We start from the raw sequence: 14,593 nt of genomic DNA, 5'->3' as shown, positions 1-14,593 counted from the left end.
TGTTACCTAGTTTTAAAAGAAATAGCGCATGCCCAAAAATGCTACAGGAAATTGTATTTTGTCTGCCAAAGAACGCATTGACATGCGAATACGAAAAGGAATTCCTATATCAAAAGCAAAGTTTTTATTGAGCTGAAACATAATGCCGATCGGAATATCAAAAATAATATGTAAACTGTAAATATTAAGATCCATAAAACCGACTCCCAAACCACTGCCAATAAAAGGCCTGATGTTCTCACTCAACCTAAAGTAGTAGAACACTTGTGAGGAAAGATCCCAAAAAAGTGGAGAATGAGACAATGACTCTTGCTGGTTGATTGTGTGTTGATATTTGAAATTGAGTGTTGCTCTTAACTCCCAAGCCTCATTGATGAAATATCCAAGGTGTGGGCTTGTTTGTAATTTTAGTTGAAACTCGTTGTAGCGATTGATCTCTAAAGGCAGGGAAAAATTGCCGCCTATGTTTATCTGATGAGCGAGAGAGAAAGGCTTAATTTGTGCGGAAAGAGAACACGCAAAGGAAAAGCAAAAATAATAATAAAATAATTTTTTAAATGAAACCATGATAAACCCTTTAATGTCTTCAAAAAAATTTAATTTGTTTGCTGTTATTCACTTTTCAAGAATAAATATAATGTACTGCAGGAAAAAAATAAAAAAATAGTTAAAGAAATTTAAAAAAATTAAAGTCTCAAAATTTTTGCACCATTTAATTTAAGTCGCTCGAGAATAGCAAGCCGATTTGCATGAAGCTCATTTTTTTAGAACTGTAAAAGCGCTATCGTAATATAGTAAGGCTATTAGTCATGGAGATAGTTTATTCTCTTAGGATCTATAGAACTCATAGGATGCAAGATTATTGTGACTTCAAATTATTTAAAAAATGCCTTAGGGCCGGTATTAACCTTAACTATAGGAACTTTGGCAATTGGACTTTATTTTTCCCTTCAATTATTTTCGCTTGAATTATGGGGAATTCCTATCCAACTTCTTCCTCTTTTTGCTGTGATTGTGGGGAGTGGAATACCGCTGCTATGGCAGATTATTAAAAAACTTTTACAGCGTGATGTAGGCACCGACATTCTGGCCGCTTTGGCCATTGTTACCGCTTTTTTTCTTTCTGAATATTTAGCATGTGTTTTGGTCATAATGATGCTTGCAGCAGGAGAGGCGCTCGAAGTATTTGCTGTAAAAAAAGCTTCGTCCGCATTAAACGCATTGCTAGGTCGAATGCCTCTTAAAGCTCAACGAAAAACTGCTCAAGAGATCGAAAACATTTTTGTATCAGATATTCGTATTGACGATATTATTCTTGTTGCACCTCACGAAACATGTCCCGTTGATGGAGTTGTCATCAAGGGGCAGGGCTACATGGATGAGTCTTATTTAAGTGGTGAGCCTTATGGCGTAAAAAAAGCGCCAGGAGCACGCGTATTATCCGGATCAATTAACGGTGAAAATCTTTTATGGATAAAAGCACGAACTCTAGCAAAAGATTCTCGATATGCCCAGATTGTGCAGGTTATGAGAGATGCTGAAATGCGGCGTCCTCAAATGCGGCGTCTTGCCGATCGTTTGGGGGCTTTTTTTGCGCCTATTTCATTGTTTATTGCGATCGGAGCCTGGATTTATAGCGGTGAGTCTCTTCGCTTTTTAGCTGTATTGGTTGTTGCTACGCCTTGTCCTCTTTTAATAGCGATACCTGTGGCAATTATAAGTACTATTTCTATGGCAGCGCGCAGAGGAATTATTATTAGAGATCCAAGTGTATTAGAAAATTTACCTAAGTGTAGAACTGCTATATTCGATAAAACCGGAACTTTAACCTATGGCAAGCCAGAGTTAACTAGCTTTATCACAGCAGCCCAATTCCAAAAAGAAGATGTTTTACTTAAAGCGGCAAGCCTCGAGCGTTACTCAAAGCATCCACTTGCTGTTGCAATTTTAAATGCTGCACAAAAATTTCATTTATTTTTAAAGGAAGCTGGGCATGTTTCAGAAATACCGGGCAAGGGACTGGTCGGAAACGTTGATGGAGAAGAAATTATTATCACCCACCGAAAGGCTTTCAAAAATGATTTTTCCGATCAAGAATCATTACTACCCCCGAGTGCCTTAGGGCTTGAATGTATTATTTTGATTGACAAAAAATATGCAGCAACACTTCAATTCCGCGATACACCTAGGGCTTTTGGGAAAAATTTTATCGAGCATCTCGCTCCATTTCATGCTTTTACCCGGGTCATGCTTCTTTCTGGAGATAGAGATTCTGAAGTGCAATATCTAGCGAAAGAGCTGGGGATAGAAAATGCATATGCTTCGTTGAGTCCTGAGCAAAAATTAGAAATCGTCAAAAAAGAAGCTGCAAAAGCAAAGACACTTTTTATGGGAGATGGCATTAATGATGCCCCAGCGTTGGCAATGGCCACGGTAGGACTCGCTTTTGGGCAACAGACCAGTGTGAGTTCCGAAGCCTCGGGAGCAGTAATCCTTGAAAGTTCCTTAAAAAAATTAGATGAGCTTTTGCATATGAGCATGCGCATGCGCAGAATCGCTCTTGAAAGCGCTTTGGGAGGAATGGCATTAAGCTTTATTGCTATGGGTTTTGCTTTTTTGGGACATCTGAGTCCTGTATATGGTGCTTTGCTGCAGCAGGGAATCGATGCGCTAGCTATTATTAACGCTCTTCGTTTGGCCGTAGGAAAAAAAGTAGAAATAGATTTACCACATTGAAAATACAACTTTTAGAAAAAAACTTTTATAGCTTGGATTTAAGATAAATACTGAAGTTTAGATTTGTTTTAGAAAAAATTCAGAATAGAGAAAATGAAAATAAGAAATCTCTTTGTCTTTTGATTTGTTATTTAACACAGCCGTTTTGTATGCGTGCTAATTAAACCACTTAATTTTTTGGTGAAGCGCCTTATGAAAAGTTATTTCGTACACGTTTTGATTTTGGTTGCTAATTATTCTTTGTTTGCCGGAATTGATTTTCAAGAACAGCCTTCATTTGTCATTCCTGTAGATAATGCTCCTGTTGACTGTGGAGCTCACTCTCAAAATCATATAGAAGAAGACCACCAGACTTGGGCGTGCTGTGGCTGGTGTAACAAAGATCCAAAACAACAAGAAATCTATCAGGCAATGTTATCCAGTTCTGCTGTTCCTACAAAATGTGGATGTTTGTGTTGTAGTGCAAAATCAGAATCTCCCATCGAGTGTTCTTTTTTTGGTGGGTGTTTTAGTTTCAAAAAAGCGGGAGATCTACTTGAACAGTGTAAAGTTTTATGGTGTTGCTACTGCTGTGAAAGTGCGGATACACAATGAATATTGTGAGCTTAGAAAAAATTTTTAACTAAGCCCACTAATGTCCTTGTGTAAATTTGAGTTTAAACTATTTCGTTGCTGATTGAGCTGAATAATTGAGAAGTGCTTTTTGGGTTTCGGGCGATTGATACATTCCTGTCGAGTCATGACCGACATCATCAACAATGAAAAGCTTGTGATTTGAATAATCAGGATAAAAGGCTTTTAGAAAATTAAAAAAGTTTATACCTCGCGCTAATCGATGTTCTCCTTGGATTTTTCCTGAACAAGTCGTATCCAAATCAGAATCTTTTTCTTTATCGAGGCTGCCCAAAAAATAATAAACTTTTCTTTTGAGATACTGAGTTATCAATAAGTAATCTTCATTGTATTTGGAATAGGAATTTCTGTCGTTTAGACCATATTTGTAGTCGTTGTAGGAACTCGGGCAATTGCCGATTGTTTGTGCGAATACCGGCTCCATACCTAAATAATCTCCAAGGCGGTATGTCGGTAATACAAAATGATTGGGAAAGAATGGGTGAGGTCTGTATTCATTGAGGTAGGCATAACTCGAGGGATTTAATACTAGGAAAGAAAATTGCTGAGGATAATTATTAGGCATTGGTGTTGTGAGAGCATAACGTTGAGTAAATTGTCCACCCGCACTATGGCCTGTTACCGCTATGTGCACAATGTTTGAAAAATTTTTGCTTGATAGAATTGTATCAGTTATATCATCGATTACAGCGAATGAGCTGATATCCTTTGAGCCATTGTTTGATGTGTTACCAATTTTCCAACCAGAGCTGCTCCAAAAATAATCGTTACTTGCTGGTGAATCATCATTGGTCTTAAAGTAGGGAGCAATAAGCAGCACCTTTGATTCAGCATTTTGAGCTTGAATTGCACTTCTGACATCCTTAAAGCGAGTCCATGCATTTCTGGTGGTACCATGAATGGCAAAAACTACATGCTCAATATTTGTATTGCTTTGATCAAGGGGATAGTTGGAGTAGTAATCAATTTTTCTTGAACCAATTTGATGAGAACGAAGGCATTCTGATTGTCCATTGCATGGGCTTGCTAGGCTCGCTTGTAGCCAAGAAGCAAAAATAAAGCTTGTAAGTATAAGAGAGTATTGTTTCATCGTTTCTCCTGAATAGAACGTAGCTATCTTTTCGGAAACGAATACGAGATGAGTGTTCAAAATCAGTTAAAAAAATAATTAGAGATTGTTTGGAAAATAGTAGTTATTTCTTTAATCCGTCAAAAATAAAAACAACTTGAATGTTTCTTTTACATTGAGGGCATTGATTTTTTTGTGACTCTTTAAACCACTCGCGTAAACATTGTTCGTGAAATACGTGACCACACTCTTGTTCGGCTACAGTTTGGTATTTTTCGTTAAAATTAGCAAAGCAAATAGGGCAGGACTCGGTATCGAATGGAGAGCTGGTTATAAAAAGAGCGTCTTCACATGGGTGATGCCAGCTGATCCACATACATCCATTGTCAATACTTTTTAATTTAGCATTGAACTCAAGGTCATGTTGATATTCATAAAAGCTCAGCAAAGGGAAGCCATCGTGAATTAGTTGGTGGACGAGATTATTGCTTTTTGTACTATGAAAGCTTCTAAGCTCTTGCCACACTAAGTGGCAAAAATGTCCCAATATTAGTTTTGAGTGCGTATTGGGTAGATCTATGGAAATCAGATGGGAAATAAATTTATTGTCATCAGCTAAGGCCAAAGTGAGACATACAGACCAAATGTGCCAGGGAAAGATTTCTTGCATAAGGGATGGAATGTCACCTTGTTCTACTGCATGTTTGAAACTTCCATTTTTAAAAGATGAATAGAGCCAGGTACAAAGTTTATATGTCTGGGGAGTCCAAGCAAGACAACCTAGAAAAGTTTCGTTACTGAGATAGCTCAACAACAGAGCAGAGCTTCCGTAGAATGCCAATTTACGAGCGATATTGAGTGACAGATTTGCTAAATTTTCTTTGTTAAGAATGCTAAGATTCTTTTCAGCTTTTTTTTGGTACGCTGAACCTATCTGTTGAACAAGCTCTTCTAAATTGAGATGAGCAATTAGGATAACAGTTTTTTTTGTGTACTCTTTTAATGGGAGAAAATTTTTTATTTCATCGCTTTCAATTATGTGAGCTGAAATTATTTTTTCTTGCTGGGCATTTTCCATTGAAAAACCATTTTGAAAAAAAATAGTACTTACAATAAAAACAAAAATAATTTTCATGATTACTGACTACGACAGCAGCGCTTGAGAAAACCAATAAGGCGCAGGAATTAATTTTTTTGTTTCAAGCGAAATAAGCGCAAGCTTTAGGTGAGCAAAAAAATACAAATTTTGAATTGAGTGAAGTTCTTGTTTGAGATTTCCTTTGGGGAGGTTATTACTATCGCGAACAATAATTTGGGTCATATGCACAATAGATTTATTAAACTGGTCTACCTGCGATGCAATATAAATAGTGTCATCGAGTTCCAGCGGCCTGATAAATTTCATCTCTACCGAGGCTATAACAATGCCTATTTTGTGCTTAATAAGTTCTTTAATACCACAGTTTTTATCCAACAAACTCTGAGTGCGAGCTCGCTCAAGATATTTTAGGTAGACAGGATGATGAACGATAGATGCCGCATCAACATCCTCAAAGCGAACGATTTCTTTAAAAATATTAATTTTATTGTTCATAATGGCCTTTGTTTCCATGAATGATATGGCTTTTAAAAAAATTTAATGCCAACAGCGGCTAGCAATAATTTTTTACAATTTCAGCATGATACCTAAGGTGCTCTTCAATAAAAGTGGCCACAAAATAATAGCTATGGTCATAGCCTGGCCGCATGCGCAAGGTGAGAGGGTAATCATTTTTTTGTGCAGCATCACTGAGTTTTTCTGGCCGTAAGCTTGTGTCAATCAAATGATCAGAATTGCCTTGATCAACCAAGAGGGGCATTTTTTTTTGTGCGTGAGCTATCAAAAAACTTGAATCGTAATGTTTCCAAAGCTCTTGATCTTCGCCCAAATAGACACGAAAGGCATTTTGACCCGAAGGGGAAGTGCTGGGAGATGAGATAGGAGCAAATGCCGAGATAGATTTAAATAAGTCTTGATTCTTAAGACCCACCATCAAAGCTCCATGTCCGCCCATGGAATGACCAAAAATACCTTTGGCGCAAGGAACAGTAGGAAAGTTATCGTCAATAAGTTTTGGTAGTTCTTTTGAGACAAAACTATACATCTGATAATTTTTGCTCCACGGAGCTTGGGTTGCATCGACATAAAACCCAGCGCCTAAACCCAAATGTTCGCAATCACCTTCACCAGGGATATTTGCATGTCGTGGGCTGGTGTCGGGACATACAATTATTAATCCCAATTCATTTGCAACTCGTTGAGCTCCAGCTTTTGCCATGAAATTTTCTTCGGTGCAGGTGAGTCCCGAAAGCCAAAACAAAACCGGACATTTTTGTGTCTCACTCGCTTTGGGTAAAAAGATAGAAAAATTCATTGGGCCTTGGCACACCGCTGAATTAAAAGTGTAGTAAGCAGTTTGCCCAGAGAAACATAAACTTTTTTTATTGAGCCTTAGATCAGACATAGATACCTCTTGGAGCTTTTAAATATGCAAAAAATTAGGAAAATGTGATGATAGAACGAAGAGCACTGCCATTTTTCATGGCATCGAAAGCCTTGTTAATATCCAAAAGCGGATAGTAAGCGCTGATCATTTCATCGATTTTTATTTTTTTCTCGAGATAGTCATCGACAAATGTAGGAAGTTCTGAGCGCCCTTTAACACCACCGAAAGCACTGCCTTGCCACACTCTACCGGTGACCAGTTGAAAAGGTCTGGTAGAAATTTCTTCTCCGCTCCCAGCAACTCCGATGATGGTTGATTTGCCCCAGCCCTTGTGACAACACTCCAAAGCCTGCCGCATTAATTCCACGTTGCCGACGCATTCAAAAGAATAATCTACTCCGCCATCGCTTAGATCAATCAAATATGAAACGAGATCATTATTTAGTTTGTTGGGATTGATGCACTCTGTAGCACCCAAAGATGTTGCCAAAGAAAATTTATCTTCGTTGATGTCTATAGCAATAATGCGTTGTGCACGCGCCATGACTGCTCCTTGAATCACACTCATACCGATACCGCCGAGTCCAAAGACAGCAACACTAGATCCAGGTTCAACTTGAGCAGTTTTTAGTACCGCCCCGATACCAGTGGTAATGCCGCAGCCTAAAAGACACACTTTTTCTAAAGGAGCTTGCTTGTTAATTTTTGCGAGCGCTATTTCTGGGAGCACGATGTATTCGGAAAAAGTTGAAGTGCCCATGTAGTGAAAAATTTTTTTGCCTTTATAGGAAAATCTACTGGTGCCGTCGGGCATGAGGCCTTGTCCTTGGGTAACACGCAGGCTTTGACATAAATTAGTTTTATGTGAAAGGCAAAATTTACATGAGCCGCATTCCGGAATGTAGAGCGGAATAACATGGTCACCAGGTTTAACCAAACTTACTTCGCAGCCAATATCCTCGACTATTCCGGCTCCTTCATGGCCAAGAATTAACGGAAAAACTCCTTCAGGATCAGCACCAGAGAGGGTATAGGCGTCGGTATGGCATACACCACTTGCTTTAAGTCTAACCAATACTTCGCGCGCTTTTGGGGCATCAACATCTATTTCACAAATTTCTAAAGGAGAGGATTTTTCAAAAGCGATGGCAGCTCGTGATTTCATGCATTGCTCCTTGGCAAAGGATTTTTTTTATTTTTTCGATAACATTGATTATCAATAACAACAAGTTAAGAGTGAGAGCAGCAAAGAACTTCAAAAATAGGAAAGTATCAAACAGTAAATTTCTTTTTTTTCAATATGTGGGGAGTTACTATTCATAGCTACAGTGAAATAGTTGCTCAATGTGCCGAACAGCTACCTGAAGAAATTGTGCTGTTAACTTTTGATGAAGAAAAATTATTGTCGATATCAAAGAATGTTAAAAATCATTTTGAAAATAAAATATTGCTATTGATGAGTAAGTGTAGAAAATCTCTTAAGATATAAAATAGTGCTGAGAAAATGAGGTTGCATAATAAAAATTTTTAGCTGTTAAACAGGGGGGGAGCGAGGTTTTTTCTTATGAAAAAATTGCCTTGCTGGTATTTTATGAACGTGAAATTTATGAATATTGATTTTTTATGAGAGAAAATTTTTATCATAGTCATAAGCTTGATCAGCAAACATTATCGGAATTCAAAGCAAACGATAACGCTTTGTCTTATAAACGATTTTTTCAGCAGTATTTACTTTTTTGCCTTAGTGCCATAACAATTTTGTGGCCTCAGGATAAAGCTTCAATAATTTACTGGATTGCATTTTTTTTTGTGGCCATTTTTAGCATGAGTCTATTTGCTATTACACATGAAACTGCTCATAGAACTACTTTTCTGCAAAAGAAGATTAACGATATTGTTTGTTTTTTAGTATCTGTGCCTATTTTTTATTCTCCTTCTCTTTTTAGAGATTTTCATGCTGCTCATCACCGATACACTCACAAAGTTTTACTCGATCCTGAAGTAACTCTATTGGGAAAACCTGTTGCTCAAATATCCTCTTCGTGGTTTATGTATCTATCTTTTTTAACGGGACTTCCTTTGCTGCTTATGAAAATTTCAATGTTAATCGCAGCAGCCATTGGTCGCGGATCTTTCATCAAAAATAAATTTTTGCCATTTATAAATGAAAAAAATTGGTCACGAGTGAAATGGGAAGCTCGGTTCGTTATTTTATTGCATTTAGGATTAATTTTTACTTCTGATTATTATGGCTTTTTTATGGCGTTATTATTGGGGCATAGCCTTTTAAGTTTTTATTTAGCCGCAGAACATGACGGTCTTAGTCATGATGGCAGTATTTTTGAACGAACTCGATCTTTATCCTTTGGGTCACTACTAAATTTTATTATGTGGAATATGCCATTTCACGCCGAACATCATGCATATCCTTGCATTCCTTGGTATGCTCTGCCAAAATTGAGCGAGGTACTAAAGCAGGATATTATCCATAAAGAAAGCAATCTATTGCTGTTGCATAAAAATAATTTTCGCGCTCTGATAAATAAAAATCAGACGAAACAATCTTAGACAAAGCGCACCTAGAGTCTACAAAAGCAAATTAACTTTCACATTATCAACAGCGAGCCTGCTTGCTTCGAGCATCGCTTCATTGATATCTGGGCTGCCAATGCCGATCAGTTGTACTACTTTTTGTTGTGGGGTTACGCGTAGTGCTCCCTTTTCTTTCATCACTGTTAAAAGTTTGTTTGGATCAACATTGCTTTGCTTCGATAGACTGATGGATATAGATAAATGCTTTCCATCAGTAGCTCTACTAATTTCAAGTTTCAGTGCATGAATTTTTTTAAGATCAAGTTTGATGAGAGCGCTAACTCGTAATGCATGAACTTCTGGAGGTACGTCGCCATAGAGATCCTCCAAGTCCAAAATAACTCCGTCGATTTTTTGAGGACTATCAGCGCTGGCAAGTCGTTGATAAAAACTCATTCGTTCATGGAGATCCGGGCAGTATTTATCGGAAATAAGAGCACTTACTGGTAAAGTTACTTCAGGGTCGATGGCATCTTCGAGATGTTGACCTTTGAGTTCTTTTACCGCTTCTTTCAATAGTTCTGCATAGAGATCATAACCCACAGCGGCCATGTGTCCGTGTTGATTTTTACCCAACAGATCGCCTGCACCGCGCAATTCTAGGTCGTGTTGCGCAATTCTAAAACCAGCACCCAATTCTGAAAATTTGTGCAAAATTTCAAGACGAGTTTTTGCTATAGCTGTTAAATTTTCTCGCGCTGTGCGAACCAATAAAAATGCAAACGCTCTTTCTTTGCTTCTTCCGATTCGTCCTCTTAATTGATAAAGCTGCGAGAGTCCAAAATCGTCGGCATCGTCGATAAACATGGTATTGGCTGTGGCAACATCAATTCCAGTTTCGATGATGGTTGTGCACACTAAAACATTGATTTCATGATTCATGAAACTGAGCATTTTTTTCTCGAGCTCTGATTCACCCATCTGTCCATGGGCAACAGAAATTTTTGCTTCAGGAATGAGATTTTGTAGATAGTGAGCCGTTGCATTGATCGACTGAACTCGATTGTGCACAAAATAAACCTGACCGCCCCGAGAAATTTCTCGCATGATGGCTTCTCTGATAACTGCATCATCAAACTGCACAATGGAAGTTTGAATGGCTCTTCGATCTATTGGTGGGGTTTCAATGACACTGAGGTCACGCAAACCAAAATAACTCATCTGCATAGTGCGGGGAATAGGTGTTGCTGACATTGTTAAAACATCAACCAAAGTACGCATTTTTTTGAGATGTTCTTTAGCTTTGATACCAAAGCGTTGTTCTTCATCGACAACCATGAGCCCTAAGTTGGCAAATTCTACATCTGGCGAAAGTAAACGGTGAGTACCAATAACAATATCTACTTTGTTTTCTTTTAATGCACGCAAGGTGGCTTTGATTTCTTGAGTACTTTGAAAGCGACTGAGCACCGCAATATTGACGCCGGTATTTTTAAAACGCTTATTGAAAGTAATGCCATGTTGTTGAGCTAACACGGTTGTTGGTGCCAGGATCGCAACCTGGCGCTTGCTCAAAACTGCAAGCATTGCCGCGCGCATAGCAACTTCGGTTTTGCCGTAGCCAACATCACCGCACACCAAGCGATCCATAGGCTGTTTGCGTTGCATGTCGGAAATAACATCGTCGATAGCTTTTTGTTGATCGGGTGTGGTTTCAAATTCAAAGGCTGCTTCAAATTCATAAAAATGCGCGTCGGGAGCCAAAAATGGAGGACGTTCAGTGATCTCTCGTTTGGCGTAAAGCTTGAGTAAATCTTGCGCCATCGCCATGACAGCTTCTTTGACTTTAGTTTTTTTGCTCTGCCATGCGTTACCACCAAGCTTGTCAACTTTTACGTTGCCATCGACTTGGCCGTGAGCTTTGATCAGATTGATCCGATGAGTAGGTAGGTAGAGTTTTTCATCTTTAGCATAGGTAATGAGAATATAATCATTATCAACTCCTCTGAGATTTAGTCGTACCAGCCCTTTAAACTGACCAACTCCGTGATCGACATGAACAACAAAATCTCCGTTTTCTAAATCACTAAGGCTGGTTGAAAACCCTTTCTTTTTTCCATGTCCACCTTGACGTTTGGTACGTTTGCCAAAAATGTCGTCTTGGGCGATCAAGGCAAGTTTGAGCTCGTCAAATATTCCACCAAAGGCGAGCGTCTTTTTGCTGATATAGCTAAAGGCATGGACGTGCGCTTTATATTTTTTATTAAAATCTTCTTGCCAGTCGAGAGTATTGTTATAACTTTCGATATTGATGCCGAAAGGTTTTAGAAGATTTTTTGTTTCTCGTTCGTGCTCTTTGGATGAAAGGTTAATAATAATAAGCTTATTATCGCTGTGAAGTTTTTTGATACTTGCTGCAAGCGGTTTTAAAAGATGCGGTTCCTCATCTTTTGAGATGCTCATAGAGCTTTGCATAATTTCTTGGCGGATAAAATCGGTATCGCGAGAATTAAAATTAAAGACATTACTAGCATTTGTTTGTAGAGATCCGCGATTGCAATCGATAGACGAAAAATTTTTTAATAGTGCTGATAGTTCATCTGGGGAAATAAAATAATCTTTGGGTGAGAATAATAAATCCCCACGGAGCAATGCCGTTTGGTGTGCTTCATCGATATTTTGTTCGAAACTCTTGAGGGTATCAAAAATGGCTTCTTGATCATCGAATAACACAAGAGGACGATTTTTTTCTTCGCTCGATGAAAGAATGATCTCGAGCAAAGAGCTCATCTCATGGAAAAAAGCTGGTCGGAGCTTTTCTATGCCGTAAAAACTAAGACCGTTTTCGATATCTTTTAGTTTTTCATTGAGCTTTTTGGTGGGATAATTTATTTGGTCGGCGAGAGCTGTTAATTTTTCTTCAGCACGGGATTTTGTCTCATCATCTAAAAATATTTCTCTGACACCGCCAATCATGATCGATGCAATATTTTCAATGCTGCGCTGGGTGTTTTCGTCAAAACTTTTGATACTTTCGATGGTATCGCCAAAAAGATCGACTCTGATAGGTTTTTTTTCACCGTTGGCAAAAATATCAATGATACTTCCTCTGACAGCAAAGGTGCCTTTGTCGATTACTGTTGAAACCTTGCTGTAGCCAAGCATGAACAGGGATTGTATCAAATTATCTCGAGCAATGGTGTCATTGGTTATGAGCCATATGGCATGTTTTTGTTGCTCTTTGGGTGAAGGAAATTTTTCTAGTAAAGCTTGAGCTTGCACCAATAAAATGGGCGGAATCTCGCCTGTGGAAATTTTAAAATGGGCAGCACATTTTTCCATCGCTACAAGAGGATCACTGCTGGTGGCATGCATGATGTTTCTGTCATCAGCGGGCAAGGTCATGACTGTATGTTTGCAAAAAAAATTCAGATTTTTCAAACGTGCAGAAAATTTTTCTGAATCATTGCTGATGATGATGAGTGGCTTTTTATGGGCCAACTGACTGGCAATGAGTTCCAAAGAGAGCTTGGCTTTGGCGTGAATGGTAGAAGCAGGGGCAAGCTTTGAAATAAGTTGTGTTAATGTCATAAAAAAACTTAAGTTAAATCTAAATCAATACCGACAGGGCAATGATCTGATCCCGAAATATCAGGCCAAATGAAGGCATCTTTTACTTTGTTATTGATCTGTGGGCATGCAAGCACATAATCAATGCGCCAACCTACGTTATTTTCCCGTGCATTTGCGCGGTTACTCCACCACGTATAGTGTCCTGCATCATGATTGCGCATGCGAAAAGTATCGATAAATTCATCGCCCATAAAGTGAGTGAAATGCTCGCGTTCTTCTAAAAGAAAACCGCTTTTGTTTTGATTGGCCTTAGGACGCGCCAAGTCAATTTCTTGATGAGCAGTGTTGAAATCACCGATGATAATTTTGGGCATGCTGTAGCGTGAAAGAAAATCTTTTACTGCATCGTAGAATTCTAATTTGTAGGGCACGCGGCTGTTGTCACCGTCTTTGCCAGATCCATTGGGAAAATATGCGTTGACCAGGCAAAAATCATCAAAAAAAGCTGCTTGGAAGCGACCTTCGGCATCAAATTTTTCACCAAGTTCGCTGATTACGTCATTGGGCTTATTTTTTGAAAACAATGCCACACCGCTGTAGCCGGGTTTCATGCCGGTGCTGAAATAAAGATGGTAGCCTTGAAAAAAATCTATTAAAGGCATGATCTGAGCTTCTTGCGCGCGAATCTCTTGAAGTCCGATGATGTCAGCGTGAAGCGCTGGGATTTTTTCATGCAGGCCTTTTTGTACTGCGGCCCTAATACCATTTACATTCCAAGAAACTATGCGCATACATAAAGCCCTAAGCGAAAAATAACACGAACGTGTATATGAAATTATTTTTTTTAAAACAAGGACGGTTCTATGCCTAAAAATAAAAGCATGCGTATTACAGGCGGCTATTTGGTGCGCAGACGTTTTTTAATACCTGAATTGATTGATGAAAATGTAGTGCGACCAACTCCTGATCGAGTGCGTGAGGCAGTTTTTTCTATGATAAAGCCCCATTTGCCAGGTAGTACCGTGCTTGATCTTTTTGCCGGCAGCGGAGCACATGGCTTCGAATCTCTTTCAAGAGGAGCCTCAAAAGTAACTTTTATTGAAAAAAATTCAGCGATTGCTGCGGTCATTAAGAAAAATATCGAGCTTTTAGAGCTTGCTAAATCATGCACACTGGTTTTGGGTGATGCATTACATGTTGTTGAAAAAGCACAAGAAAAAGCAGATGTGGTGTTTGTAGATCCTCCTTATAGTGTGGTCTTAGGAACAGAATTTTTTGATAAGTTAGATGAAGTGGTCAACGATGATGGCATTGTTGTGTTTCGTTGCTTTAAGAAAGAAAAACTCAATATCACCGAAAAGTGGAAGATTGAGCGCGATCGTATTTACGGCGGCACGCGGGTTTTGATTTTGCAAAAAGCTCAACACTAAAGAGCTAAGAGATTGTTTTGAGAATCAAAAATTGGCGTTTTTAAGCCGTGTTAGCAAAATATTTGCAATTGCTAAATGAATAAAAATAGTAGAAGCAAGCAGTTCTTCGTAGTTTTTTGAGAGTTTCCTTGATT

12 protein-coding genes are annotated in these 14,593 nt (G+C 38.6%); 4 read left to right on the top strand and 8 right to left on the bottom strand.

Features of this window, described 5'->3' with window-relative positions:
* Positions 1–12: 12 nt before the first annotated feature.
* Positions 13–567 carry a hypothetical protein gene (locus H6731_01945; protein USN51194.1) on the bottom strand — a complete coding sequence of 185 codons (555 nt, stop codon included), beginning with the start codon at positions 565–567 and terminating at the stop codon, positions 13–15.
* A 411-nt stretch (positions 568–978) separates the two neighbouring features.
* On the opposite strand from H6731_01945, the gene H6731_01940 reads away from it, so the two are divergent.
* Together H6731_01940 and H6731_01935 are read left to right on the top strand one after the other, a co-directional pair.
* A complete protein-coding gene (locus H6731_01940; GenBank protein USN51915.1) occupies positions 979–2,736 on the top strand; it encodes a heavy metal translocating P-type ATPase in 1,758 nt (585 codons plus the stop codon).
* 192 nt (positions 2,737–2,928) lie between these two features.
* Positions 2,929–3,330: a hypothetical protein gene (locus tag H6731_01935; GenBank protein USN51193.1), complete on the top strand. Its 402-nt coding sequence runs from the start codon at positions 2,929–2,931 to the stop codon at positions 3,328–3,330.
* 67 nt (positions 3,331–3,397) lie between these two features.
* Here the strand turns inward: H6731_01935 and H6731_01930 are convergent, their stop codons facing one another.
* The 5 genes from H6731_01930 to H6731_01910 form a co-directional block, all read right to left on the bottom strand.
* Positions 3,398–4,459 carry a hypothetical protein gene (locus H6731_01930; GenBank protein USN51192.1) on the bottom strand — a complete coding sequence of 354 codons (1,062 nt, stop codon included), beginning with the start codon at positions 4,457–4,459 and terminating at the stop codon, positions 3,398–3,400.
* 103 nt (positions 4,460–4,562) lie between these two features.
* Positions 4,563–5,573, bottom strand: a complete 1,011-nt coding sequence (locus tag H6731_01925; GenBank protein USN51191.1) for an E3 ubiquitin protein ligase — start codon at positions 5,571–5,573, stop codon at positions 4,563–4,565.
* Between the two features lie 9 nt (positions 5,574–5,582).
* Positions 5,583–6,032, bottom strand: a complete 450-nt coding sequence (locus H6731_01920; protein USN51190.1) for an acyl-CoA thioesterase — start codon at positions 6,030–6,032, stop codon at positions 5,583–5,585.
* A gap of 58 nt (positions 6,033–6,090) precedes the next feature.
* A complete protein-coding gene (fghA, locus tag H6731_01915; GenBank protein ID USN51189.1) occupies positions 6,091–6,942 on the bottom strand; it encodes an S-formylglutathione hydrolase in 852 nt (283 codons plus the stop codon).
* Positions 6,943–6,976: 34 nt separating this feature from the next.
* Positions 6,977–8,089: an S-(hydroxymethyl)glutathione dehydrogenase/class III alcohol dehydrogenase gene (locus H6731_01910; GenBank protein USN51188.1), complete on the bottom strand. Its 1,113-nt coding sequence runs from the start codon at positions 8,087–8,089 to the stop codon at positions 6,977–6,979.
* A 458-nt stretch (positions 8,090–8,547) separates the two neighbouring features.
* Between H6731_01910 and H6731_01905 the strand changes: the two genes are divergently transcribed.
* On the top strand, positions 8,548–9,492 hold the full coding sequence (locus tag H6731_01905) for a fatty acid desaturase (protein ID USN51187.1): 945 nt from the start codon (positions 8,548–8,550) through the stop codon (positions 9,490–9,492).
* Positions 9,493–9,510: 18 nt separating this feature from the next.
* On the opposite strand, the gene mfd is transcribed toward H6731_01905, so the two are convergent.
* Positions 9,511–13,047, bottom strand: coding sequence for a transcription-repair coupling factor (gene mfd / locus H6731_01900; GenBank protein USN51186.1), 3,537 nt, complete (start codon positions 13,045–13,047; stop codon positions 9,511–9,513).
* A gap of 8 nt (positions 13,048–13,055) precedes the next feature.
* Entirely contained in the window at positions 13,056–13,820 is a 765-nt protein-coding gene (gene xth, locus H6731_01895) for an exodeoxyribonuclease III (protein USN51185.1), read from the bottom strand.
* A 72-nt stretch (positions 13,821–13,892) separates the two neighbouring features.
* On the opposite strand from xth, the gene rsmD reads away from it, so the two are divergent.
* Positions 13,893–14,459 carry a 16S rRNA (guanine(966)-N(2))-methyltransferase RsmD gene (gene rsmD / locus H6731_01890; protein ID USN51184.1) on the top strand — a complete coding sequence of 189 codons (567 nt, stop codon included), beginning with the start codon at positions 13,893–13,895 and terminating at the stop codon, positions 14,457–14,459.
* Positions 14,460–14,593 lie beyond the last annotated feature (134 nt).

This window comes from Myxococcales bacterium, assembly GCA_023898405.1.
In the GTDB taxonomy this organism is placed as follows: domain Bacteria; phylum Myxococcota; class UBA727; order UBA727; family JABDBI01.
This window is presented reverse-complemented; position numbering and strand designations above follow the sequence as displayed.